Genomic DNA, 21,738 nt, shown 5'->3' on the forward strand with positions numbered 1-21,738 from the left:
GCTCGGCAAGCATGCCTGGGCCCGACCTGAGGCCACCCTGGGCCAGCGACATCGCGCAATGCGAACCCAACACCCGACCTCTGCCCGGCCCCCACGTGGGCAAGGCCGAACTTCTGCGCCAGCTTCCACGCAGCCGCCGCGGCTCCGGTATTCGGTTAGTCCTTTCGCAGATCGATGGGCAAGGGCAGGGATGGAGTCCACCGGGTTCGGTGAAGTCCTGGAAGCCAGCGTGATCTTGGCTGGCAGGAGGGAGAATCACCGCGATGGCAGCATCACGCAAATACCCCCAGGAACTCCGGGACCGGGCCGTGCGGCTGGCGCTGGAGTCCGATCGTCCGATCGCTCAGATCGCGGCCGATCTGGGCATCCACCGCGAGGCACTGCGTACCTGGGTCCGGCAGGCCCAGGCCGACGCCGGCCGGCGGCCCGAGCAGCTGGCCTCCGCCGAGCGCGAGGAGCTCAAGCGGCTGCGCAAGGAGAACAGCGAGCTGAAGCGGGCCAACGAGATCTTGAAGGCCGCCAGCGCGCTTTTCGCCGCCGAGCTCGGCCAGCCCCGGACGAGGTAGTCATGCTGGTCGACCACCTGCGTGACCGCTTCGGGTCGAGCCGGTGTGCCGGGTCCTGAACCTGTGCCCGGGCACCTACTACGGCCGTGAACGCCGCCCGCCCCCGGCCCGCGCGCAGCGGGATGCGGTGCTGCTCGAGCAGATCACAGACGTCCATCAGGCCAGCTACGACACCTACGGCGCCTACCGCGTACACAAACAACATCGCCGCCAGGGCGTGCAGGTCGCCCGCTGCACGGTGGAACGGCTGATGCGCTCTCATGGCCTGCACGCCCTGGCGGCGCCGGGACCGGCAGCGCACCACCACACCGGACCAGACGGCGCCGCGGCCGCCGGACCCGGTCAACCGGAAGTTCACTCGGCCGGGTCCGGTTCAAGACCGAGCTGATCCACCGCCGCACCCGGCGCACCCGTGACCAGGCCGAATACGCCATCGTCGAGTGGGTCGGCTGGTACAACCACCGCCGGCTGCACACCGCGATCGGCGACGTCCCACCGGTCGAGTACGAGACCACCTACTACCGTTCACTCAACACACCAGCGCCAACCGGCGCCAGGTAGAACAGACTTCACCAAACCCGGTGGACTCCATGGCGTTGGTGGAGCACACGACCTTGCGGACCTCGGGGTCGAACTGCAGGAACGGGACGAACTCGGCCCAGGCCCCTGCGGAGCGGGTATCCGCCGAGGTGATCGAGGTGGATCTGCGGGAGGAGCGGGTTTGGCTCTCCCGGTCCGCGACGGAGCACTCGCGACTGTGGGCCTATCTCAAGGCGCTGCACCCAGGACAGCGGCTGTCCGGCACTGTGGTAGCCATCGAACGCTTCGGCGTCTTCGTGGGGCTGGACGACGGCCCCGACCACCCTGTCTTGCCCGGCGTCGGTTTCGTCACCATGCCCGAACTGTCCTGGCGCGGGTTCGAGGACCCTTCCGAGATCGTCTCGGTGGGGCAGCACGTCACCTGCGAAGTCCTTGCCTTCGACACGACGAACGGTGAAGCGCGGTTGTCGTTGCGCGCGCCCCAGCCCGACCCGTTCCAGCAGTTCGCGCACCATGCGCAGGTGGGGCAGATTTTTGCGCGGCTCAGTCATCAAGCTGGTGCCGTTCGGCGCTTTTGTCCGTGTCGCAGAGGGCGTCGTAGGCCTGGTCCACCTCAGCGACCTCGCAAGCCCGCCTGTCACGGCACCGGACGAGGCGGTCCAGACCGGCCAGGAAGTCCCGGTCATCATCACCGGCATCGACCCGCTGCGGCGTCGGCTGACTCTGTCGCCGTCTCCAAGCCGCGTAGGCGAATCTCGGCCATGGCTCCGCCAGGGAAGAGGCTCCCGTCCCGACGCCGAAAACGACATCGTCCAGCAGCGCGAACGCAGCGGTGTCACGATGCCGTCATGGCCGGTCCGAGCAGGAAGCGGTCGGCCTCGTCGAGCGTTCGCGGCTGCTCGGGTGTGACCTTCAGGACGTCGCGCCGGTAGTTGCGGATCTCCAGCACGCTGCCGGGGTCGGCCTCGGTTATGAGCCGCAGCCCCCGTTCCGCCATGGCCCGCGGATAGACCTTGAACTTCTTCTCCCGCTCCGATGTGCGGCCGCCCAGTTCCTCAAAACCCTCTGCCCGCCGCAGGTCGAACCTCAGGTCGATGACGGGGAACGGCTCACGATCCCAGGTGGTGGAAGGCATCGAGTTCCGCCCCTGGATCCGTGCCTCGACGAACGTCTCGGTGTCCTCGTCGCCGATCTCGCAATCGCGGATCGGGAAGACCTTGCCGAGCCTGCCCCCATAATTCGCGCCCGTCAGCGACGGCCCGCAGAACAGCACGTGGTCGAACGGGCCGATCGGCGCGGGCAACGGCACCTTGTAGTGAGAGCGGTCCTCGAAGGCCAGCCCGACGCGCGGCCGGACGAAGTCCAGGAAGGCCGACACCATCGCCTCATCGTGACCAGGCTTCTTCACCACCAGGGACAGCCCCCGGCCCGCATCCTCGCCCACGATGTAGTACTCGTAGAACGGCCCAGGCCCGGCCTTGAAGTCGTGGAACGTCACGACCACGCCCGCGTGCCCGGCGACCGGCTCGTACTCGTCGCCGTGTCTGACCACATCGAGCAACCGAACGTCCGCCTCGGTATCGGGCTCCGCCTTCGCCCGCAGCGCCTGCGTTTCGGGCCCGGGTGCGACCTCGACGTACCCGGCCCGCTCCTTCTCGCCGATCTTCTTGGTGAAGTGGCGGAGCGCATGCGCCTCATCGTCGAGCGTCATGCTCAGCCCGCGCATGACACCGCCGGCCACGCCCCAGGCCATCCGGCATCGGATACCGTCCAGGGTGATATCCCAGCGTCGGACGACGCCCTTGTCGGTCTTCTCGAAATACCGTTTCTCCGCCATGCCCCGCACCCTCTCTGCCATCCGGAAGCCGCATGATCCCACGCACATCCGACACCAGGGGCAGATACGGAACCGACCAAGCCCCGACCGCACCACCAGAAACTCCACGCGGACGCGAGGTCCCGCCGTCTTTCTGCCAGGGTGAGCCGGAGCCTATGGAAGCAGAAAGGCCATCATCGCGAGCGTGGCCGGCGACGGTTTCGCATCCGGGTTGCTCAGCCACTCAACCTGCTGCCTTGGCGTTGGCGTGGCCCTGCCGAGATGCAGTCTGGCCGTACGGGCCGCGGCCTCCTGTGCGTGTCTCCCCTGGACGCGGTGCAGTTGGACAATGCACTCCACAAGCAGGACGAGGTTGGTCACCAGGAAGAGCACGGCCGAACTCGAGGCGCCGATCGGGTGGGTCAGCGCGAGCAGGCGCGCTGCCGTGCGCAGGCTGTTGCCGGCCGCAGTGGGGCTGGGAATCCTGCCGTATGGAGGGCGGGCCGCGCGATCGTAGGCGTCGGCGGCTCGGCGAAGGTGCTTGTTGCCGGTGGCCTTGGCGGCCACGTGCAAAGCGTCGGAGGCCGCCCAGCCAGCGTCCCGTGCAGAATGAGGGTTCGTGGCGAAATGACGGCGGATCTGGGCGGTCGCGGAGGCGGCGGCCTTGGCTGCGTCCTCGTAGATCGCCTGGCGCTCTTCTTCCGTGAGGTCCGGAGCCTGTGCCTCGGATTCTTGCGATGCCTTGCGGGGTCTCCACCTTTGCTTGAGGCGAGGCAAGGTGAGGTCCTCAGCAAGACGGCCTCCGCTGTACCAAGTCGGGCCGTCATCGTCCGCCTGGTCAGGAAGGGCGACAGCGTAGCCGGTCATCTCATCCCGGTCGGTACGACTGAATCGCCGCTTGACCAGGAGGCCTGCTAACTCCAGGAGGTCCAGGAACTCGTCGGCGTGCCGAGCTTGGTCCGCGGCTCGACGGGTTGCCTTTACCCAGTAAGGTGAGCGGTTGCCGCATCACCCCGTCCAACCGGCGGAAGTCTCGCCCGCCATCCGCTCGGAGGGACGGTTCCAGAGCGCTGGCTTCATCGAAGCCTGCGACGAGGTGAGAGTCGTGGTGCTCATTGAACCTGCCCGGCCCATAAAGGCTCGCCTCTTCGCCGAGCGCGCCGATGCCCCTGACTCGTTCCCGCCCCGCGCCGCCCCCAACGCTGCACTGACCTCCCTATCGATGACGCCCGTCCCCCTGGATGACCGTCATCGATCGGATAGCAGCTCTGGAACGGGCCCGGTCCAGAGGCTGTAAGTGTCATTTACACCACTTCTTGTTCCGCGCCAGCTGGCGTGGTCGTGCCCGCACCAGGCCACCGCCTCCGCAGCGGCTCCGCCGTCTTGCCCGCGATCGCTACAGACCCGGCTGTTCGATTCCCTGGAGCATGTCAATCAGGCCGTTGTGATGGACGACGATGACGCGCCCAGGCACCGGGGACACCACGATGGTGTCGCCGTTCACGAGTGAGGAGCCGATCGTCTCCGTGTACGTCGCAGCAAACTCGGCGAGGTCCTCACCAGCCACAAAGAAGGGCCCCGTTCCAGCAGCGTAGCTCTCGTCATTGACGATGACCAAAGGGCCGGCTACACGGGGAAGGCAATACTCCAGAAAGGCAATCGTCACGTCCCCGGGATGACGATCATCGATCTCAAAGCTCTCCCAACGACCGACTCCCAAGCCTGGAATCTTGTCGGGGTCAAAGCCGGTCGCCCCGGGAATGACACGTGATAGCACTGCCTCCGCGTAGGCCCAGTTTGGATGACGTCGCACTGACCGATCATCGTGGGCCCGCTCAAAAATCTCCAGCCGGACCGCTCCCCGCGCACGCGGGGATGGCCCCCTCCTGGCCGCCGGGAGTCGGCGTGAACGGTCTGCTCCCCGCGCACGCGGGGATGGCCCTTTGCTCGGCGCGCTGGCCCCGGCCTCCGTGCCCTGCTGGCCCTGTCATTGAAAACCGGCACCACATGTCGATGGGTTCGGACACCACTTGGTGACCAACAGGGCGGAAATGTCGATGAGATCTGGCACCAGTTCGGCCCCGGGGCTGCTCGTCCGTGGGCAGGGTGGCCGCAGGAAGGACAGAGGTTCGTCCCTGCCCCTCCCCCCTGCTCACCACACCACCGTTAGTCCCCCGTCCCTCCGATGCGGGGCAGCGCCAGGTCGCCGCGCACCTTGCCCCGCGAGTCGGCGGTGAGGCCCGAGGTGATAAGCAAGGGGCGCTCGCGGTCGCGCCGTTGCGGCGAGGGAGCCGGGAAGCACCTGTTTCCAGCGGGGCGCAGCGCCTGGCAGAAGGCGGCTCAAGGCCTCCCGGCAGCTCGGTATCCACGCTCGTGAGATCGGCAGCCTGCTCCTCAGCGAGACCACAGCCCGGTGCTGTGGGGGTAGACGTTGCCTTCATCGGTCATCACCAGGGTGAGGGCGGCCGCCATCGCCTCGGCTTGAAGTACCTTCGACCGGTACTCCTCGGCGTTCAGTGGTCGCAGGCCCAGCGCCTCCGCGGCTTCGATGTCCTCCTCTTCGGGCTCGCCCCCGTCCGGATCGGCGCTGACCATGAATCTCAGAGCTTCGGCGAGGTCGCGGCCCAGCACCTGGTAGCGGCCTTCGGAGTCGGCGTACAGCATGGGGCGCCGGGGGCCGTCACCGCAGAGGAAGTAGGTTCCGCCGGTGCTGTGCCCGCCTATCGAGTACAGCGGTGCGCCGCTGGCGAGGTGGACGCTTTCGACATGCTCGAAGTGGGAGATGTGAGTCATGTGCCAGTCGAGCCCGGCCACCACGTCCTGCAGGTGCTCGCTCTGGAGGATGCGTGTCAGCAATTCCGGTTCAGAGGCCGGCTCGCTGACACCGTCGCCGAGCCAGTCCGCGGCTGCCACCGGATCGGTGGCATCGGCCGGCACCAGCACCTCGGTCCCGTGGCGCGCATCGCCGGACCGCAGCACCACACGGGCTGTCCGGCCGAACACCGTGGCGGGAACCTCGTAGAGCGTCAGCTCGCTCCCGGGGTCGTCGGGGTCGGCCTCTGGTCCGGCGACCCGTTCCAGCGGTGTCTCGGCGGCGAAGCGATGCCAGCCCAGGCGTTCCAGTGCGCAGCGGCGCAGGTTCGAAACGACCCGCTCGGCCGGAAGAGTGGCCGCGTATGAGGCGGAGCCGAGCTGCCGTGCCGCGCGTGCCTGCAACTCATCGTCGGACGCATCGGCGATGTCGGCGGCACTCCATCCGGGTTCGATGAGGTCGGGCGGCACCAAGTGGCCATGCCAGCAATGGTGAGCGAAACCGTCTTGGAACCGTACGGCCGGGCCGTCCTCCCGGTGCAACCGGCCCCAGGAGTTGGTGTGGACCTCGGCAGGGGGAGGGGTCACCAGCGCGATGTCGTTCAGCGCCCACCACCATCCGATGGCCGGGGCCATACGCATCCGGGCTTGCAACTCGCCCGTCTCCGGGAGGCCGCCGGCACGCAGCGCCGCCAGGATCAGGACCGCGTGGTTGTCCGGAGCGCGTACCGCCGCCCACACGTCTCGCCACTGCTTCCAGTGGTCGGGCCGCGGAGCCTCGGCACACGATCGCAGTGCCGCGCGCGCCGCCTCCCAGTGCGCAGCGGGGAAGACCGCTCGTAGCCCTTGTGTCAGCCGCTCGTGCGCCTGGACGGCGGCATCGGCGAAGGACGCGGGATCGGCCGGCGACAATGCCTCCTGCTGGAACCGGGCGTTGACAGCGGTGTTGAGCGCCCAGACGGGCTCGCCGGCGCGCTGCAGAACCGCCAGCACGTCCGGGTCGTCCATGTCGTAGGAGAGCTTGTAGAGCGACAGCACCTGCGGCAGCCGCCACCTCGGAGCGAAGGGCTCATCTTCCTCGAACGAGGAGTGCTCGTGCCGGTCGAAGGTCCCGAACGTCCCTTCCAGGCGCGCTCTGGCGGCACCGATCCAAAGCTCGTGCGCTTCGGGACGCCGCGTGCGGTCGAGATGCTCATGGCCGTACAGAAGGGTTCGCGCCGCTATCGCTCCCGCAAGTGGGGAGTCCAACCACACCACGGCCTTGGGCCGTTCCCATCCCCGGGACTCGTACAACTCCACGAGCGCCCGCTCGGCCTTCTCGCGGTCCGGCTCGGCCGCCCACGCCCTCCACCGATCACACAGTTCATCGATGAGATGGTCGGCACCGGATTCCTCTGCGGTCATGGATGCCTCTCGTAGTAGGTCGTTGAGGGGCATTCTTAGAGTCCGGCCACGCCGACCGGGTTCCCTATGAGATGGGAATTTGCTCATGCCTGGTGAGCGCCCGACACTGAGTCTTTTTCAGTGTGATGGGGTCTCGCGGAGTTGAAGGACATGGGTGGCCTTGGCGATCCGTCCGGCCCGGAACGGGCAGCATCTGAGCTTGCGCAGGATCCGCCATGCCTTGAGCTGCGCGTTCGCGCGTTCACCTGGCCCGCGCAGGCGGGCGTGGGCCCGGTTGGCCTCCTTCTGCGACTCGGGCTTTTCGCGTCCCTTGTAAGGCGTCAGGACATGCTCGCCGGCTCCTTGGTAGGCCTTATAGGCCCGCGAGGGTAAGTGTCAGGGTGATGCACGACAAAGTGAGCACGCCGGTAATCGTCTGCTCCCGCTCAACCCCGGCGTCGTAGGCCGGGTGACGCAGGTAGTGGGCGGCTGGCCCGGGCTTTTCGGGCGTCGCCTGCGGAAGCGAAGGCGTCCGCGAGTTCCTGGTCGCGTGCCCGCAGGGTGAGGTCCCGACGGGGTGGCGTCGTGCTCGGGACGTTGTGGACCTCGCCGCAGACGAAGGAGCCGCGCAGCACCGGCGCGTGGAATCGGCCACGCGAGAATTCAGGCGCAAGTAAGATCTTCCCGAAGTTTCCGACGATGGTGAGGGCGCTCGCGTATGCCGACGGACGAGTTGCCTCCCGAGTGGGTCATCGATCCGCACCGGCCGAGCGTCGCCCGGATGTACGACTATTACCTGGGCGGGAAGGACAACTTCGAGGCCGACCGCGCCGCCGCGGAACGCGCGATCGCGGCGGTGCCGAGCACGCTGGCCTTCACCCGCGCCAACCGGTGCTTCCTGGCCAAGGCGGTCACGATGCTGGCCGAACGGGGGGTACGGCAGTTCCTCGACATCGGTTCGGGGCTGCCGACCCAGGAGAACGTCCATCAGGTCGCTCAGCGAGCGGCCCCGGACGCGAAGGTCGCCTACGTCGACAACGACCCGATCGTGCTGGTGCACGCGCGTGCCCTGCTCGCCGACTCGGAGCGGACGAAGGTCATCGAGGCGGACCTGCGCGAACCGGAGAGCATCCTGCACGACGAGACCGTCCAGAGTCACTTCGACTTCGACGAGCCGATCGCCCTGCTGATGCTGGCCGTCCTGCATTTCGTCCCGGAGGAGGCCGACCCCTACGGCATCGTGGAGAAGCTGAAGGCGCCGCTGGCCGCGGGCAGCCACGTGGTGATCTCCCATGGCCACGCCGGGGAGATACCGGAGGCTCTGGAGGAGCAGGTCCGCGGCGCGTACGGCAGGACCGAGGCCGGTGACATCGTTCCGCGCGGCCCCGAACGGGTGATGCGCTTCTTCGACGGATGCGACCTGCTTCCGCCCGGCCTGGTCCCGGTGGAGGACTGGCAGCCGGGCGTCGACTTCTTCGAACCCGACCTGTCCAGGGCCGGCTTCATCGGCGGTGTCGGCGCACTCCGCCGACGACCCGCCGCACCACCGTGACCGACCCACGCAGAACCAGCGGAAGAGGAACGCCGGATGGCCGATGAGCGAGTGCTGCCCCTGTCGTTACTGTTCGATGACGACTTCTCCGAAAACCCCTATGCGACCTACGCGGAACTGCGGGCCGAGGGTCCGGTGCACCGCATCGACTTCCCGCCCGGCGCCGAGGCGTTCCTGGTCGTCGACTACGAGCACGCCCGTACCGCGATGAATGATCCGCGGCTGTCGAAGGACCCCGTCCACAGTTCGATCCCGGTCGACGCCGCGCAGTACTTCGCCGGGACGATGCTGAGCATGGACCCGCCCGACCACACGCGGCTACGCGGCCTGGTCGTCAAGGCGTTCACGTCCCGCCGGATGGAGGCGCTGCGCCCGCACATCCAGCAGATCACCGACCGGTTGCTGGACGAGATGGCCGACCGCGCCAAGGCCGAGGGCTCGGTGGACCTGATGGAGGCACTGGCGGTGCCGCTGCCCATCCAGGTGATCTGCGAGCTGCTGGGCGTCCCGCCGGGTGATCGCAAGAGGTTCCGCGAGTGGACGGCCGTCCTCACCGTCCCGGCCCTGACCCCCGAGGCCCAGGAGCGGCGCCGCGAAACGGCCCGCGCGTTCGGCGGCTACCTGCTGGGCATCGTGGCCGAACGCCGCGCCGAACCGCGCGACGACCTGGTCACCGCCCTCGTGCAGGCCCGCGACGGAGACGCCGCCCTGGACGACACCGAGATGCTCAACACCATCCGGCTGCTGCTGATCGCCGGGCACGAGACCACGGTCAACCTGATCGGCAACGGTACCCTGGCCCTGCTGACCGACCCGGCCCAGGCCGCGCTCCTGCGCGAACGTCCCGACCTGCTGCCGTCGGCGATCGAGGAACTGCTCCGCTACGACCCGCCGATCGAGCGCGCGACCCAGCGGATCGCCATCCAGGACATGGAGATCGCGGGGACGCGCATCCCGCGCGGCGCCTGGGTGCACATCGTCCTGGCCTCGGCCGGCCGCGACTCCACCGCCTTCGACGACTCCGGCACGCTCGACATCACCCGCGACTCCAACCGCCACCTCGCCTTCGGTCACGGCATGCATTTCTGCCTGGGAGCGCCACTGGCCCGCCTCGAAGGCCAGATAGCGATCGGCTCTCTGCTGAACCGCTTCCCCGGCCTGACCCTGGCGGTCCCTCCCGAAGAGCTCCGCCACCACAACAACGGCTCGATCCTCCGCGGCCTGACGTCCCTCCCGGTCATGCCGTAGCGGAGACCGTACGAACCGTTCTGGCCGGCCTCCCGCGGGACGGGTGTCGGTGCCGAGATCTCTGTCACTGACCCCGGCCTGCGGGTGCGTCACGAGACGCTTGTTCTTCGAGTGGGCAGACCGGGCGCCATTAGTTGCCCAGGCCCGCCTCGCGGGCGCGGAGGATGGCCTGGGAGCGGTCGGCGACCTGGAGTTTGCCGAAGATGTTGGAGACGTTGTTGCGGACGGTCTTGGGTGAGAGGACGAGCCGTTCGGCGATCTGGCGGTCGGCGAGGCCGGTGGCGATGAGGTCCAGGACCTGAAATCCGGTCTGACACTCCGATCGCTCACAAGGCCACTTGTGCTGCACCGCGGGTGGAGGCGAATCGTACGGTGATGGACAGGCCGCCTTCGGGGCGCGCGCTGGTGGTGAGGGTGGCGTGGTGCGCTTGGGTGACGGCGTTGACGATGGCGAGGCCGAGACCGTAGCCGTCGTGGCGGCTGTGACGGTCGGTCGCGAGTCTCTGGAAGGGGTGGAAGAGGCGCTGGATCTGGTCGTCGGGGATGACCGGCCCGCTGTTGGTGATCGTCAGGGTCGCCCGCGTGCCTGTGGTCTGCGTGGTGATCCGCACGTGCCCGTTCGGGTGGTTGTGGCGGATGGCGTTGTCGATGAGGTTGGCGACGAGGCTTTCGATCAGTCTCGGATCTCCGGCCGTCACCGCGGGCGCTAGATGCTCGGCGAGGTCGATGCCTTGTTCTGCTGCCCGGTCGCGGCGGGAGACGAGCGCTCCCTGGACGACTGGGGCGAGGTCGAGGGCCTCCCTGCGGGTGACGCCGCGCTCGCTGGTGGCCAGGGCGAGCAGTGCTTGGACGAGCCGTTCCTGGTGTTCGCCGAGGGCGAGGGCCTCCTGGCAGGCCGAGCGCAGAGTGTCGGGGTCGGCGTCGGGGTCGGTGAGGGTGACCTCGAGGAGGGTTCGCAGGCCGGCGAGGGGGGTGCGCAGCTCGTGGGAGGCATTGGCGACGAAGTTCCGCTGGGCGTCGAAGGAGGCGTGGAGGCGGGCGAACAGGTCGTCGAGAATGGAGCCCAGTTCGGTCAGCTCGTCGGTGGGTTCGCCGAGGTCGAGGCGCTGGTGGAGGTTTCCGGCGGAGATGGCGGTGGCGGTGGCGGTGATGGCCCGCAGGGGCCGCAGGAAACGGCCGGCGACGAACCAGCCGGCGGCCAGGGCGATGGGGACCAGGAGGGCGAGCGCGGCGGCGGAGCCGGCGAGGAGCCGGTGCGGGCCGATCCCCTCCCCGGTGCCGGTGAGCGTGCCTGGCGCTGAACTGTGGGCGGGAGCGGTCGACTGGATGCCGACGAGGGGGACGGTGGCGACGGCGAGGACCACGATCCCGGCGACGTAGATACCCGCGGCGTAGAAGAACGCGAGCCGGGCCTGCAGGGACCGTCTGGGGAGCGGCCGGTTGCCGGTCATGGCGGCCCGATCCGGTAGCCGCCTTCGCGGATGGTCTCGATCACCGGCGGGTCGCCGAGTTTGGCGCGCAGCCGGTGCATGGTGTGCTTGACCGCGGACGTGAAGGGGTCGGCCGCTTCGTCCCAGACTCGTTCGAGCAGTTCCTCGGCGGGCAGGACCAGGCCCGCCGAGGCGAGCAGGCATTCAAGGAGCGCGAACTCCTTCGGGCTGAGGTCAAGGCGCCGGCCGGCGCGGAACGCCACCCGGCGAGCCGGATCCAGGGTGATGTCGCCGCAGGAGAGCGTGGGCGGTAGCGGCGGGGTGGCCCGGCGGGCCAGAGCCCGGACTCGGGCGACCAGTTCGGCGAAGGCGAACGGCTTGGGCAGGTAGTCGTCCGCGCCGAGACCGAGCCCGTCGACACGGTCCTCGATCGTGCCGGCCGCGGTCAGCATCAGAACGCGGGTGGTGGAACGGTCGTCGGCGAGTCGCCGGCAGATGTCGTCCCCGTGGACGCCGGGCAGGTCGCGGTCCAGGACCACCACCTCGTAGCGGGTGACGGCCAGGCGTTCGAGGGCGTCGGTCCCGTCCAGCACGACGTCGACGGCCATGCCCTCGCGGCGCAGCCCGGTGCCGATCGAGCGGGCCAGTACCTCGAAGTCCTCGACCACCAGAACCCTCACCACGGATCACCCCCGGTCGCAGGGGAGGAACGGAGGAACGTGCCGCCGGTTCGAGGTGCCATGTGCCCAACGATGCCAGGTCGCGGGTTCCAGCCAGGTCGCAGCGGCTGCGACCGGGCTGGAACCGGGTGCCGCGTACAACCGTCGGCATGAGTCCATTTCGAACCGTGAGCCTGCCGCGGTGAGCGCCGCAGAGATCGTCGTCACCGGGCTGCGCAAGCGCTACGGGGCGACCCGGGCCCTCGACGGCATGTCCTTCACCGTCCGTCCGGGGCTGGTGACCGGCTTCGTGGGGCCGAACGGAGCCGGGAAGTCCACCACGATGCGGGTGATCCTCGGCCTGGACGCGGTCGATGCGGGCACCGCGCTCATCGAAGGGAAGCCGTACCGCAGCCTCCGGCATCCGCTGAGCCATGTCGGTGCACTGCTGGACGCGGCGGCTCTGCACCCCGGCCGGAGCGCTCGTCACCACCTGCTGTGGCTGGCGCATTCGCAAGGCCTGGGCGTACGGCGGGTGGACGAGGTGATCGAGCAGGTCGGCCTGACCCCGGCGGCCCGGCGCAAGGCCGGCGGCTACTCGCTCGGCATGCGGCAGCGGCTCGGGATCGCCGCGGCCCTGCTGGGCGACCCGCCGATCATCATGCTCGATGAGCCGTTCAACGGCATGGACCCCGAAGGCATCATCTGGATGCGCGGCTTCCTGCGGTCCCTTGCCGCTGAGGGCCGCGCCGTCCTGGTGTCCAGCCACCTGATGAGCGAAATGCAGGACATCACCGACCACCTCGTCGTGGTCGGGCGCGGCAGGGCCATCGCCGATGCCGGCGTGGTCGACCTGATCGCGGCCGCGTCCGGGAATCGGGTGGCTCTGCGGACCACGGCCGGCACGCACGCGATGACGGTGCTCGGGCGTGCGGGCGGCGCCGTGGCGGCCGGCGGCCGGGACGCCATCACCGTCTCCGGCCTGCCTGCGGAACGCATCGTGGCGTTGCTCAACCAGAGCGCGGTCCCGTTCTCGGAGGTATCGGCGCATCGCGCCACGCTGGAGGAGGTCTACCTGGAGCTCACCCGCGACGCGGTCGAGTTCCACGCCGTGACACCCACGGAGGTATCACGGTGAACGCCCCTACCGTTACGCCGTACCGGCCCGCCGAACGGGTCGGGCGGTACAGCTTCCTGCAGTTGCTGCACGCGGAGTGGACCAAGTTCCGGACGGTCCGGGGCTGGGTGACCGGCATGGTCGCGGCGGCACTGATGGTGGTGCTGGTCGCCCTGCTCGCCGGAGCCGGTAGTGATCAGAAGGGCTCGCCGCCCGTTCCGATCGGACCGGGCGGCGAGCCGGTCACCGACAGCTTCTATTTCGTGCACCGGCCGCTGGCCGGAAACGGCAGCATCACCGTCTCCGTCTCCGCGCTCGAGAGCAGCATCCCCAAGGGCCCCGGGGACCTGCGGCCGGGGGCCGTGCCGTGGGCGAAGGCCGGGCTCGTCATCAAGGAGAGCACCCGCCAAGGATCGCCCTACGCGGCGATCATGGTCACCGGCGGCCACGGCGTGCGGATGCAGGACGGCTACGTCAACGACACGGCCGGCCTCCCCGGTCCCGCCTCCGCCGAGTCCCCCCGCCGGCTGCGGCTGGACCGCTCGGGCGACACGATCACCGGCTATGCCTCCACCGACGGCACGACATGGTCCGAGGTGGGCACCACGCAGGTGAGCGGGCTCGGATCGACCGCGCAGGCCGGGCTGTTCGTCGCGTCTCCGCCTGCCGTGGGCGGCGGAGGCACGGCGGGCAGCGTGTCCACGGCCACCTTCGGAGATCTTCGCACCCAGGGCGGCTGGGCCGGTGGCGACTGGACAGGCGGCCAGGTCGGAGCCGGATCCCCCACCTTCGCCGGCTACCCGGAGAACGGGTCGGGTTCGTTCACCCGGTCCGGCGGCCGGTTCACGGTGACCGGCGCCGGCGACATAGCACCCGCCGTCCGCGACAGCCTGCCGACCGGCGGCCACCTCCGGGACATCCTCACCGGCACGTTCGCCGCGCTGATCGCGGTGATCGTCGTGGGCACGCTGTTCATCACCACGGAGTACCGGAACAAGATGGTCCACCTCACCTTGGCCGCGAGTCCGAGGCGGAGCCGTGTGCTGGCGGCGAAGGCGATCGTGGTGTGGGCCGTCACGTTCGTCGCCGGGGCGGTGGGGACGGTCTTCGCGACCTCGCTCGGTGAGCGGCTCGCCCGGGGCAACGGCGTCTTCATCTTCCCGGTGTCGTCCTCGACCGAACTGCGGGTGGCGCTCGGGACCGCGGCGCTGCTCGCGACCGCCTCGGTCCTGGCTCTGTCCGTCGGCGCCATCTTCCGGCACAGCGCGGGCGCGGTCACCACCGCCGGCATGGCCATCGTGCTGCCCTACGTCCTGACCGCCATCCCGTTCATGCCCGCGAGCCTGGCGGACTGGCTGACCCGGGTGACGCCGGGGGCGGCCTTCGCCGTCCAGCAGACGCTTGTGGAGTACGACCAGGTCGCGAGCAATTACACGCCGTACTACGGCTACTACCCGCTGCCGCCATGGGTGGGACTCGCCGTCCTGGCCGGCTACACGGTGGCAAGTCTGGTCGTGGCCGCCGTCCTGCTCGACAGGAGGGACGCATGAGACCGGCATTGCACGCGGAATGGACGAAGATGCGGACCGTCGCCGGCCCGCTGTGGCTGCTGCTCGGCACCGTCGCGGCGACAGTGGCCCTGAGCACCGTGGCGACCTCGGTGGTGAACTGCACGGCCGGTGTCTGCGGCGGCGACACGACCAGGCTCAGCCTCACGGGCGTCTACATCGGACAGGCGCTGGTCGCCATCCTGGCCGTGCTGATCATCAGCGGGGAGTACGGCTCCGGCATGATCCGCACCACCCTGACGGCGGTGCCGCGGCGAGCCACCGCCTTCGCGGCCAAGGCCATCACCCTCACCGGCGCCGTGGCCCTCGGCGGAACGCTCGCCGTCCTCGGGTCGGTGCTCGCCGGGCGGCTCGTCCTTCCCGACCTCGGCGACCAGGCCCTGTCCCTGGCCGACGGGGCGACGCTGCGCGCGGTCTTCGGAACGGTCCTCTACCTGATTCTGATCGGCCTTCTGAGCCTCGGTATCGCGACCGCCGTGCGGGACTCCGCCACCAGCATCGGGATCGTCCTCGGCCTGCTCTACATCGTCCCCATCCTCGCCCGGACCATCAGCGATCCGGACTGGCAGCGCCTGCTCGAGAGGATCGCGCCGATGAGCGCCGGGCTCGCCGTCCAAGCCACCACCGATCTCGGCGGCCTGCCCATCAGCCCCTGGGCAGGCCTCGCCGTGACCGCCGGGTGGGCCGCCGCCGCGCTCATGGCCGGAGGCCTCCTCCTCCACATACGCGACGTCTAGAACACCGCCGGCTGCAGCGGCTGGCGCAGAGGGTGGCGTGCCATGGCACTCACGGTCGACGACGTCGCCCGCTTCCAGCGGACCCTGTTCACCGGCCGGCTGCTCCCCGCGGCTGGCCTATGCGCTGGCCACCGCAGGGAACTTATCGCGGCGCAACCGGCCCGCTGGATGGACGCCGATCCGGACCATCGAAGCGACGCCTTCAGCGCCCACGGGGAGTGGATCCGGCGGGAGCCCAGCCGAGCCGGCCGCCTCGCTCGCCGCGACCGGCTTCCAGCGATATCTTTCGCCAAAACCTACGCGTTGTGCGACGGGGTCCTGATAGCTGCCGCCATGGATCTCACGCCCGGTCAGGCCGCATCGGCGCTAGAGCGTCACGACTGCCCGAACTGTGATGCGCCTGCCGGCAGTGCCTGCCGTACCCGGGGTGGGAAGACCGCCGCGAAGTACCACACCCCGCGCTTCGTTCTCGTCCCCGCGCTCCGCGAGAAATTGGAGATCCCCGTCCCCGCCGACCGCGGCCCCGGTCGGGCGTGGAAGCAGGACCCCGCGCTCGCTGTCGTGCCCACGCCCGTAGGGGGCGGCCGATCCGGATCGGGTACGCCCGCACATCGACCGCCCGGCAGGAGCCGGCGAGCCAGCTCGAAGCCCTCCACCGAGCGAAGTGTCACAAGGTCTTCTCCGAACAGATCAGCACCCGGGTCACGGTGCGGCCCGAGTTGGAGAAGGCGCTCGCCTTGGCCGGCCTGCACGGGAACGGGCTGCGGCGCGCCGAGGAGATCCCTAGCCGCAGCGCCGGGGCCAGATCACCGGCGGTCCGTGTCGTCGGGTGCGGCCAGCTCGCCCAGCCGCCGTTCTACGGCGGCGAGCCGGTCGGCGATCGGCTGGTCGTGCAGGAGCTGGGAGAGCTGGTCGGCCTCCTCATGGTCCAGTTCGATGCTGCGGGCGGGGCTGTCGGGATCGGCGCGGTGGTGCTGGACGGGTCGCGGATCGGAGTCGTAGACCAACAGCGTGCGGGTGCCGCGGTGATGGGCCAGGACGCCGATACTGTCGCCGCGGCGGGTCCGGGCGTGGTGCAGGGTGCCGATGCCCGGGACGGTGACCGGGGTGATCTGCATGCTGGGTGTCCTCTCGTGCAGGCGGTCAGGGAGGGGTGGTGTGGTCGGTGTCGGGGTCGCCGCGCTCGCCGTGCCAGTAGGCCAGGCGGCCGCGGCGGCCCACGGCGCGCAGCCGGCGCTCGGTGGCGCCACGGACGGCGCCGGTGGTGACGATGAGGACCTCGTCGTCCTCTGCCAGGGTGGTGGTGGGGGCAGGGACCAGGGTGGTGCCCGCGCGGATGATCAGAGTGATCACGGCCGGAGCGGGCAGCCGCAGATCGGAGATCTCCACGCCGTGCAGCCGAGAGCCCGGCGGGACGGTGAGGGTGAGCAGCTCGGCACCGAGGACCTCCAAGGGGGCGGCCTCGACCTGCAGTTCGCGGGCCTGGCCGGGCCGGGACAGGCCCAGCAGCCGCGCCGCCCGCGGCAGGCTCGGCCCCTGCACCAGGGTGAACACCACCACCAGCACGAACACGATGTTCAGCAGGTCCCAGGCCCCCTCGACTCCGGCGACGATGGGGAAGGTGGCCAGCACGATCGGCACCGCGCCGCGCAACCCGGCCCAGGACAGGAAGGCCTGCTCGCGCCAGGGGACCCGGAATGCAAGCAGGCACACCAGCACCGAGATCGGCCGCGCGACCAACAGCAGCACCAGCCCCACCACCAGCGCCGCCCCGACCGCGGCCGGCAACCGGCTGGGATCGACCAGCAGGCCCAGCATCACGAACAGGCCGATCTGGGCCAGCCAGCCGACGCCTTCGGCGAACGACAGGGTCGCGGCGCGGTGCGGCAGCCGGGAATTGCCCATCACGAGCCCGGACAGGTAGGCGGCGATGATGCCGCTGGCGCCCACGGCCCCGGCCGCGGCGAACGCCACGACGCCGAACCCCACCGCGGCCAGCGGATACAGACCGGTCGCCGGTAGCGCGATCCGCCGCAACGCGGCCACACCGAAACGCCCGGTGATCAGGCCTAGGGCGGCGCCGGCGGCCAGTTGGTAGAGCAGGTTGCCCGCGACGTATCCGGGACCGGGCAGGTCGACGGCGGTGCTGCTGAACACCAGCACCAGAATGATGGTGGGTGCGTCGTTGAGCCCGGACTCGGCCTCCAGCAGCCCGCTGAGCTTGGACGGCAGCGGCAGCGCCCGCAGCACGGCGAACACCGCGGCGGCGTCGGTGGAGGACACGATCGCGCCCAGCAGCAGCGCCAGGCGCCACTCCATCCCCAGCAGCAGATGCGCCCCGGCGGCGGTGATGATCACCGATACGGCCACTCCGGCGGTGGCCAGCACCCCGGCCGGCAGCAGCAGCCGCCGCACACTGGCCCAGGTCGTGGTCAGACCGCCTTCGATGAGGATCAGGGCCAGCGCGGCAGTGCCCAGGGCCTGGGCCAGCTGGGCGTCGTCGAAGTGCAGCCCCAGCCCGTCCTCACCCATGATCACGCCGACGGCCAAGAAGAACAGCAGGCTGGGCAACCCCACCCTGTACGCCGCCCGCGCCGCGGTGATGCTGGCCAGCAGCACCGAACCACCGACCAGCAGCGCCAGGTACAACTGCTGCAGGGTCATCGCCTCAACCCCCCGCCGTCCCAGCACCCCGCACGCGCGCCCGCCCCCGCCAGATCAACAGCCATCGGTACCCGGGGCCGGGGCGCCCGAGGCCGGCCCAGGCCCGTTCTGGACGGCCCACCGATGCAGGCTGTGCAGGGCGACCTCGGCCCGGGAGATCTCCAGCACCGACACCGCCAGCCCCCACTCCCCGACGGCCTCACCGACCTGGGCGGCCAACGCCGCCGCGCCGCAGGCCGGCCCGGCCAGCTGGATCAGGTCCCGCTCGGCGATGTAGCGGCGCACCTGGCTCTCCACGATGACGCTGACCGCCGCCGACGGCGGCGGAACCGTCCGCTGCGCGTACCGGACCGGGTCCGACACCGACACCAACGCGACGGCCTTCAACCGCAGCACCACCCCGTCCCGGGTCGGCGCCTCCAGCCACACATCCAGCGGATCCCACCGCAACGGAATCCGGAACCACCGGTCCACACCCGGCACCACCAGCACCCGGCCGGGACCCCGCACCCGAGGGGCACCGCCCAGCCGACACACCACCAGCCGCTCGCCCTCAGGGACCACCCGCAGTACCGCGGCCACCAGCAGCGGAGCCACAACGATCAGGACCAGGACAGCCGGTGGCGTCCAGGGCACGGAATCGGACAGCGGCTCGGCGGCCTGCCTCAGGCCGGTGGCCACCAGGCCGCCCGCCGTGATCCCCCCGACCATGCACCTCTCCCTCCCCGGCCAAGCACAAAGGCCGACGGGACGTCCTCGGCGCCGGCCGCATCCGGTCGTCCCAGCGTGACCGGCCCGCAACGCGCGCGCCATCAGGTGTGCCTACCAGATCGGTGGGAGCCGATCGTGTAGAACGGTCGCGACCCGATGGGGTGTGTCACCCATGGACAGACTCCTGCCCATGGGCCGAGGCTGGTCGCATGGCCTGGGGGAACGGCGGCGCAGCGCTTCGACGGACGTTCCGCCTGCCGAGGGGCGCAGACGAGCCCGGGGCCGCGCGTTCCCCGACGGCCAGGCCGTTCTGGCGGATCTTCGTCGGCAACGGCGTGATCTTCGCAGTCGGACTGACCGTGCCGGCCCTGTCACCGGCGACGGTGTCCTCACCCGTGCTGCCGGCCGAGCTGCCGGTACTGTCCGGTGGCCTGGCCCTGATGCTGGGCAGCGCTCCGGATTACCATTGGCTCTTCGATTCGATGCCGGACTTTCATCTGCGGTTGGGCTTTGTGGTCCTGGTATGGCTCGTACCGCAGGGCTCCGTCCTGTTGGGAGAATCCCGTGCCCTTCTCAGTGAGGCCGTGACCGTGGGCTTTCGTCGCGTCGTGGCCTACCTGCCGGAGAACATGAGCACCTGGGGACTGGGCATGATCGGCAGGGTGTTCGCCGACCGCACCCATCTGGGACTGCCGCCCTTCGAGGTGACGGCGGCCGCCGAGACACCGGGCCCGGTACGCACCGATCTGGGGCTGACCCAGCACATCGAGCATGGCCTGGACCGGTTGGCCCAGGCCGATCTGATCGTGCTGCTTCCCGGCGACGAACGCACGTCCGATCCTTCACCGGAGGTGGTCGCAGCGCTCTGGGCCGCTCATCACCGCGGCACGATCATCGCCGCCTTCTGCGCCGGGACCTACCTGCTGGCCGCCGCGGGCCTGCTGGACGGCCTGCGCGCCACCACGCACTGGAGCCTGGCGGCCGACCTGGCCGCCCGCTTCCCGAAGGTCACGGTCACCCCCGAGCCTCTCTACGTCGACGAGGGCCTGCTCCTGACCGGCGCGGGCGGCATCTCCGGCCTTGACATGATCTTGCACTTGCTGCGCCGCGAGCACGGCTCAGCGGTCGCCAACGCGATCGCACGCGAGGTGGTCGCATCGGCGCATCGCGTCGGCGGCCAGGCCCAGTACATCCCCTCCCCCGTACCGGTCCGCTCCGACGACGAGGGCATCGCCGCGGTGATCGACTGGGCGGAGCAGAACCTGCGCCGGCCGCTGTCGGTGAACGAACTGGCCGCGCGGGCGCTGATGAGCCCCCGCACCTTCGCCCGGCGCTTCAAAGAGGCCACCGGCACCACTCCGCACGCCTGGCTGCTCACCCAGCGACTCAACCGCGCCGAGGAATTGCTGGAGACCACCCTCCTGGGCATCGAGGAGATCGCTCAGCAGGTCGGCTACCGCAACGCGACCGTCCTACGCGAGCAGTTCGTCAAGCGCCGCGGCATACCACCCCGCACCTACCGCAGCATCTTCAACGGCCACTACGCGCAGCCGGATGCCCAGTGATCATCCGGCTGCGCCAGGACTTCGCGCTCGACCTCAGAACAGTGGAGTCAGGGACGAGCCCCAGGTGATGTTTCCACCCTTCGTCAGCCAGATCTTGCGGTTGGTGTGCACCTGTTCCCAGCTGGGGTTTTCAGGAGTCAGCCAAGTGGTGTGGTAGTAGATGCCGGTCCCGGGGTCGAAACAGTCCTTCAAGTTGTACCAACCCTCACCCAGTTGGAATCCGCTTCGTATGAGTTTTGCATAGTCCTGCAAATGCTGATGCCAGTCATATGAACCTTCGGCCAGGAAGAGCCTTCGTTCCACACATGACATGGGCATGTGATCTTCCGGTGCCGATGTCAGATACTGGGTCTTGGTGTTATAGGCGGTCGGATACGCGGCCGCAGCGGCGGGCGTGGCCGGCGTCGCCACCAAGGCGACCGCCATTCCGCCTATGGCGGCGAGGACTTTCCAACGGCTCATCATCATTCCTTCGAAGCTCGGGAGTCGCGTGGCCAGACCAGACCTTACGGACGCCGACCAAGGGTCGGAAAGTAGAAGGCCTGCCAGCCTTCATAGGTTTTCTGCCAATACCGCATTCAACATCGAACCGGAACGGCCGCGACGTCAGGAGACGGTCTTCACCGGATGGCGCGGGGTCTCGCCCAGCTCCGTCGTGCACGTGATGTGCCTGTCGCCGCCGGGCTGGAGGAGGCCCCGCTGCTCGGCGTCGTACAGGCCGGCGAATCCCTCGGCGAGCCGAGGCGGGAGTCCCGCCTGCACCATCAGGCCGGCCCATTCCTGCTGCGGGACGGTGACGACTTCCAGCGACCGGCCAAGAACGTCCCCCAGTTCGAAGTCGCGGTCGACCAGATCGGCTGCGGTCGGGGTCTGGTGGTGAGCTGCCCCTGCACGCCCTGGCGGCGCAGCTGCCGGTGCACCCGTCGGGCGCCGTAATAGGCCTGGTGGACGTCTCTGATCTGCTCGATCAGCACGGCGTCGCGCTGGGCGCAGGGCGAGGGCGGGCGGCGTTTGCGGCCGTAGTAGGTGCCCGGGCACAGGTCCAGGACCCTGCACACCGGCTCGACCCCGAAGCGGTCACGCAGGTGGTCGACCACCATGACTACATCGTCCGGGGCTGGCCGAGCTCGGCGGCGAAAAGCGCAATGGCGGCCTTGAGGATCTCATTGGCCCGCTTCAGCTCGGAGTTCTCCTTGCGCAGCCGCTTGAGCTCCTCGCACTCGGCGCTGCTCAACTGCTCGGGACGCCGCTTGCACCGGTAGCAGAGCGGCTTGATCGGATACCAGGCCTTTATCGCGTTGGCCGCGACCCGGCTCGTCGCCCCGACCAGCACCGCCACACCTGCCACATGGGCTTCCACCTGCATGAATA

At 69.6% G+C, this 21,738-nt stretch carries 24 protein-coding genes and 3 pseudogenes; 12 read left to right on the top strand and 15 right to left on the bottom strand.

Going from position 1 to position 21,738, the window contains the following annotated elements; all coding sequences use genetic code 11:
* The first annotated feature begins 263 nt into the window (after nt 1-263).
* The 5 genes and pseudogenes from ACH34Q_RS05775 (at nt 264) to ACH34Q_RS05795 (ending at nt 2,015) form a co-directional block, all read left to right on the top strand.
* The gene (locus ACH34Q_RS05775; RefSeq protein ID WP_395981698.1) at nt 264-566 is read left to right on the top strand and encodes a transposase; all 303 of its coding nucleotides are present in this window, start codon (nt 264-266) and stop codon (nt 564-566) included.
* 43 nt (nt 567-609) lie between these two features.
* Complete coding sequence (locus ACH34Q_RS05780; protein ID WP_395981699.1) at nt 610-954, top strand: IS3 family transposase; 345 nt, start codon at nt 610-612, stop codon at nt 952-954.
* The gene (locus tag ACH34Q_RS05785) at nt 954-1,127 is read left to right on the top strand and encodes an integrase core domain-containing protein (protein ID WP_395982065.1); all 174 of its coding nucleotides are present in this window, start codon (nt 954-956) and stop codon (nt 1,125-1,127) included. Before ACH34Q_RS05780 ends, ACH34Q_RS05785 begins: the two co-directional genes overlap by 1 nt.
* 29 nt (nt 1,128-1,156) lie before the next feature.
* Nucleotides 1,157-1,522, top strand: a pseudogene (locus ACH34Q_RS05790) (S1 RNA-binding domain-containing protein); the annotation flags it as partial.
* Between the two features lie 97 nt (nt 1,523-1,619).
* A complete protein-coding gene (locus tag ACH34Q_RS05795) occupies nt 1,620-2,015 on the top strand; it encodes a S1 RNA-binding domain-containing protein (RefSeq protein ID WP_395981700.1) in 396 nt (131 codons plus the stop codon).
* On the opposite strand, the gene ACH34Q_RS05800 is transcribed toward ACH34Q_RS05795, so the two are convergent.
* The 5 genes and pseudogenes from ACH34Q_RS05800 to ACH34Q_RS05820 all read right to left on the bottom strand — a co-directional run.
* Nucleotides 1,942-2,943 carry a WGR domain-containing protein gene (locus ACH34Q_RS05800; RefSeq protein ID WP_395981701.1) on the bottom strand — a complete coding sequence of 334 codons (1,002 nt, stop codon included), beginning with the start codon at nt 2,941-2,943 and terminating at the stop codon, nt 1,942-1,944. The two genes, ACH34Q_RS05795 and ACH34Q_RS05800, sit on opposite strands and share 74 nt — an antisense overlap.
* Before the next feature lie 153 nt (nt 2,944-3,096).
* Nucleotides 3,097-3,789 (bottom strand): hypothetical protein, encoded by a 693-nt coding sequence (locus tag ACH34Q_RS05805; RefSeq protein ID WP_395981702.1) that lies wholly within the window; start codon nt 3,787-3,789, stop codon nt 3,097-3,099.
* A 529-nt stretch (nt 3,790-4,318) separates the two neighbouring features.
* Nucleotides 4,319-4,735, bottom strand: a complete 417-nt coding sequence (locus ACH34Q_RS05810) for a hypothetical protein (RefSeq protein ID WP_395981703.1) — start codon at nt 4,733-4,735, stop codon at nt 4,319-4,321.
* A gap of 581 nt (nt 4,736-5,316) precedes the next feature.
* Entirely contained in the window at nt 5,317-7,137 is a 1,821-nt protein-coding gene (locus tag ACH34Q_RS05815) for a DUF6745 domain-containing protein (RefSeq protein WP_395981704.1), read from the bottom strand.
* A gap of 117 nt (nt 7,138-7,254) precedes the next feature.
* A pseudogene (locus ACH34Q_RS05820) lies at nt 7,255-7,491 on the bottom strand (transposase family protein); the annotation flags it as partial.
* A 343-nt stretch (nt 7,492-7,834) separates the two neighbouring features.
* On the opposite strand from ACH34Q_RS05820, the gene ACH34Q_RS05825 reads away from it, so the two are divergent.
* Both ACH34Q_RS05825 and ACH34Q_RS05830 read left to right on the top strand, forming a co-directional pair.
* Nucleotides 7,835-8,668, top strand: coding sequence for an SAM-dependent methyltransferase (locus tag ACH34Q_RS05825; protein WP_395981705.1), 834 nt, complete (start codon nt 7,835-7,837; stop codon nt 8,666-8,668).
* A 36-nt stretch (nt 8,669-8,704) separates the two neighbouring features.
* Nucleotides 8,705-9,916 (top strand): cytochrome P450, encoded by a 1,212-nt coding sequence (locus tag ACH34Q_RS05830; RefSeq protein ID WP_395981706.1) that lies wholly within the window; start codon nt 8,705-8,707, stop codon nt 9,914-9,916.
* Between the two features lie 130 nt (nt 9,917-10,046).
* On the opposite strand, the gene ACH34Q_RS05835 is transcribed toward ACH34Q_RS05830, so the two are convergent.
* The 3 genes from ACH34Q_RS05835 to ACH34Q_RS05845 are packed head-to-tail and all read right to left on the bottom strand — an operon-like array spanning nt 10,047 to nt 12,026.
* Nucleotides 10,047-10,265: a response regulator transcription factor gene (locus ACH34Q_RS05835; RefSeq protein WP_395981707.1), complete on the bottom strand. Its 219-nt coding sequence runs from the start codon at nt 10,263-10,265 to the stop codon at nt 10,047-10,049.
* Nucleotides 10,243-11,367 carry a sensor histidine kinase gene (locus ACH34Q_RS05840; protein WP_395981708.1) on the bottom strand — a complete coding sequence of 375 codons (1,125 nt, stop codon included), beginning with the start codon at nt 11,365-11,367 and terminating at the stop codon, nt 10,243-10,245. Before ACH34Q_RS05840 ends, ACH34Q_RS05835 begins: the two co-directional genes overlap by 23 nt.
* A complete protein-coding gene (locus tag ACH34Q_RS05845) occupies nt 11,364-12,026 on the bottom strand; it encodes a response regulator transcription factor (protein WP_395981709.1) in 663 nt (220 codons plus the stop codon). Before ACH34Q_RS05845 ends, ACH34Q_RS05840 begins: the two co-directional genes overlap by 4 nt.
* 250 nt (nt 12,027-12,276) lie before the next feature.
* On the opposite strand from ACH34Q_RS05845, the gene ACH34Q_RS05850 reads away from it, so the two are divergent.
* The 4 genes and pseudogenes from ACH34Q_RS05850 to ACH34Q_RS05865 all read left to right on the top strand — a co-directional run.
* Nucleotides 12,277-13,143: an ATP-binding cassette domain-containing protein gene (locus ACH34Q_RS05850; RefSeq protein WP_395982066.1), complete on the top strand. Its 867-nt coding sequence runs from the start codon at nt 12,277-12,279 to the stop codon at nt 13,141-13,143.
* Nucleotides 13,140-14,672 carry an ABC transporter permease subunit gene (locus ACH34Q_RS05855; RefSeq protein ID WP_395981710.1) on the top strand — a complete coding sequence of 511 codons (1,533 nt, stop codon included), beginning with the start codon at nt 13,140-13,142 and terminating at the stop codon, nt 14,670-14,672. Before ACH34Q_RS05850 ends, ACH34Q_RS05855 begins: the two co-directional genes overlap by 4 nt.
* Nucleotides 14,669-15,427, top strand: a complete 759-nt coding sequence (locus ACH34Q_RS05860) for an ABC transporter permease (RefSeq protein WP_395981711.1) — start codon at nt 14,669-14,671, stop codon at nt 15,425-15,427. Before ACH34Q_RS05855 ends, ACH34Q_RS05860 begins: the two co-directional genes overlap by 4 nt.
* Before the next feature lie 533 nt (nt 15,428-15,960).
* Nucleotides 15,961-16,110, top strand: a pseudogene (locus ACH34Q_RS05865) (recombinase family protein); the annotation flags it as partial.
* Nucleotides 16,111-16,233: 123 nt separating this feature from the next.
* Here the strand turns inward: ACH34Q_RS05865 and ACH34Q_RS05870 are convergent.
* The 3 genes from ACH34Q_RS05870 to ACH34Q_RS05880 are packed head-to-tail and all read right to left on the bottom strand — an operon-like array spanning nt 16,234 to nt 18,802.
* Nucleotides 16,234-16,545 carry a hypothetical protein gene (locus ACH34Q_RS05870; RefSeq protein WP_395981712.1) on the bottom strand — a complete coding sequence of 104 codons (312 nt, stop codon included), beginning with the start codon at nt 16,543-16,545 and terminating at the stop codon, nt 16,234-16,236.
* Between the two features lie 25 nt (nt 16,546-16,570).
* Complete coding sequence (locus ACH34Q_RS05875) at nt 16,571-18,091, bottom strand: potassium/proton antiporter (RefSeq protein WP_395981713.1); 1,521 nt, start codon at nt 18,089-18,091, stop codon at nt 16,571-16,573.
* Between the two features lie 54 nt (nt 18,092-18,145).
* On the bottom strand, nt 18,146-18,802 hold the full coding sequence (locus ACH34Q_RS05880; RefSeq protein WP_395981714.1) for an SPFH domain-containing protein: 657 nt from the start codon (nt 18,800-18,802) through the stop codon (nt 18,146-18,148).
* 209 nt (nt 18,803-19,011) lie between these two features.
* On the opposite strand from ACH34Q_RS05880, the gene ACH34Q_RS05885 reads away from it, so the two are divergent.
* The gene (locus tag ACH34Q_RS05885) at nt 19,012-20,367 is read left to right on the top strand and encodes a GlxA family transcriptional regulator (RefSeq protein WP_395981715.1); all 1,356 of its coding nucleotides are present in this window, start codon (nt 19,012-19,014) and stop codon (nt 20,365-20,367) included.
* 33 nt (nt 20,368-20,400) lie between these two features.
* On the opposite strand, the gene ACH34Q_RS05890 is transcribed toward ACH34Q_RS05885, so the two are convergent.
* The 4 genes from ACH34Q_RS05890 to ACH34Q_RS05905 all read right to left on the bottom strand — a co-directional run bounded on the left by ACH34Q_RS05890 (nt 20,401) and on the right by ACH34Q_RS05905 (nt 21,733).
* Nucleotides 20,401-20,829, bottom strand: a complete 429-nt coding sequence (locus ACH34Q_RS05890; protein ID WP_395981716.1) for a hypothetical protein — start codon at nt 20,827-20,829, stop codon at nt 20,401-20,403.
* A 144-nt stretch (nt 20,830-20,973) separates the two neighbouring features.
* Nucleotides 20,974-21,132, bottom strand: a complete 159-nt coding sequence (locus tag ACH34Q_RS05895; protein ID WP_395981717.1) for a hypothetical protein — start codon at nt 21,130-21,132, stop codon at nt 20,974-20,976.
* The gene (locus ACH34Q_RS05900) at nt 21,132-21,467 is read right to left on the bottom strand and encodes an IS3 family transposase (RefSeq protein WP_395981718.1); all 336 of its coding nucleotides are present in this window, start codon (nt 21,465-21,467) and stop codon (nt 21,132-21,134) included. Before ACH34Q_RS05900 ends, ACH34Q_RS05895 begins: the two co-directional genes overlap by 1 nt.
* 2 nt (nt 21,468-21,469) lie before the next feature.
* Nucleotides 21,470-21,733 (bottom strand): hypothetical protein, encoded by a 264-nt coding sequence (locus tag ACH34Q_RS05905; RefSeq protein WP_395981719.1) that lies wholly within the window; start codon nt 21,731-21,733, stop codon nt 21,470-21,472.
* Nucleotides 21,734-21,738: the final 5 nt, after the last annotated feature.

Source organism: Actinomadura sp. 9N407 (genome assembly GCF_044326315.1).
Classification (GTDB): domain Bacteria; phylum Actinomycetota; class Actinomycetes; order Streptosporangiales; family Streptosporangiaceae; genus Spirillospora.

What these genes read in the sequence shown, in the direction of transcription:
- ACH34Q_RS05895 (WP_395981717.1), bottom strand. Translation starts at nt 21,132, where the DNA reads ATGGTGCAGGCGGGACTCCCGCCTCGGCTCGCCGAGGGATTCGCCGGC.
- ACH34Q_RS05795 (WP_395981700.1), top strand. Translation starts at nt 1,620, where the DNA reads ATGCGCAGGTGGGGCAGATTTTTGCGCGGCTCAGTCATCAAGCTGGTG.
- ACH34Q_RS05830 (WP_395981706.1), top strand. Translation starts at nt 8,705, where the DNA reads ATGGCCGATGAGCGAGTGCTGCCCCTGTCGTTACTGTTCGATGACGAC.
- ACH34Q_RS05880 (WP_395981714.1), bottom strand. Translation starts at nt 18,802, where the DNA reads ATGGTCGGGGGGATCACGGCGGGCGGCCTGGTGGCCACCGGCCTGAGG.
- ACH34Q_RS05860 (WP_395981711.1), top strand. Translation starts at nt 14,669, where the DNA reads ATGAGACCGGCATTGCACGCGGAATGGACGAAGATGCGGACCGTCGCC.
- ACH34Q_RS05890 (WP_395981716.1), bottom strand. Translation starts at nt 20,829, where the DNA reads ATGAGCCGTTGGAAAGTCCTCGCCGCCATAGGCGGAATGGCGGTCGCC.
- ACH34Q_RS05775 (WP_395981698.1), top strand. Translation starts at nt 264, where the DNA reads ATGGCAGCATCACGCAAATACCCCCAGGAACTCCGGGACCGGGCCGTG.
- ACH34Q_RS05900 (WP_395981718.1), bottom strand. Translation starts at nt 21,467, where the DNA reads ATGGTGGTCGACCACCTGCGTGACCGCTTCGGGGTCGAGCCGGTGTGC.
- ACH34Q_RS05815 (WP_395981704.1), bottom strand. Translation starts at nt 7,137, where the DNA reads ATGACCGCAGAGGAATCCGGTGCCGACCATCTCATCGATGAACTGTGT.
- ACH34Q_RS05840 (WP_395981708.1), bottom strand. Translation starts at nt 11,367, where the DNA reads ATGACCGGCAACCGGCCGCTCCCCAGACGGTCCCTGCAGGCCCGGCTC.
- ACH34Q_RS05805 (WP_395981702.1), bottom strand. Translation starts at nt 3,789, where the DNA reads ATGACCGGCTACGCTGTCGCCCTTCCTGACCAGGCGGACGATGACGGC.
- ACH34Q_RS05875 (WP_395981713.1), bottom strand. Translation starts at nt 18,091, where the DNA reads ATGACCCTGCAGCAGTTGTACCTGGCGCTGCTGGTCGGTGGTTCGGTG.
- ACH34Q_RS05885 (WP_395981715.1), top strand. Translation starts at nt 19,012, where the DNA reads ATGGCCTGGGGGAACGGCGGCGCAGCGCTTCGACGGACGTTCCGCCTG.
- ACH34Q_RS05800 (WP_395981701.1), bottom strand. Translation starts at nt 2,943, where the DNA reads ATGGCGGAGAAACGGTATTTCGAGAAGACCGACAAGGGCGTCGTCCGA.
- ACH34Q_RS05870 (WP_395981712.1), bottom strand. Translation starts at nt 16,545, where the DNA reads ATGCAGATCACCCCGGTCACCGTCCCGGGCATCGGCACCCTGCACCAC.
- ACH34Q_RS05850 (WP_395982066.1), top strand. Translation starts at nt 12,277, where the DNA reads ATGTCCTTCACCGTCCGTCCGGGGCTGGTGACCGGCTTCGTGGGGCCG.
- ACH34Q_RS05825 (WP_395981705.1), top strand. Translation starts at nt 7,835, where the DNA reads ATGCCGACGGACGAGTTGCCTCCCGAGTGGGTCATCGATCCGCACCGG.
- ACH34Q_RS05905 (WP_395981719.1), bottom strand. Translation starts at nt 21,733, where the DNA reads ATGCAGGTGGAAGCCCATGTGGCAGGTGTGGCGGTGCTGGTCGGGGCG.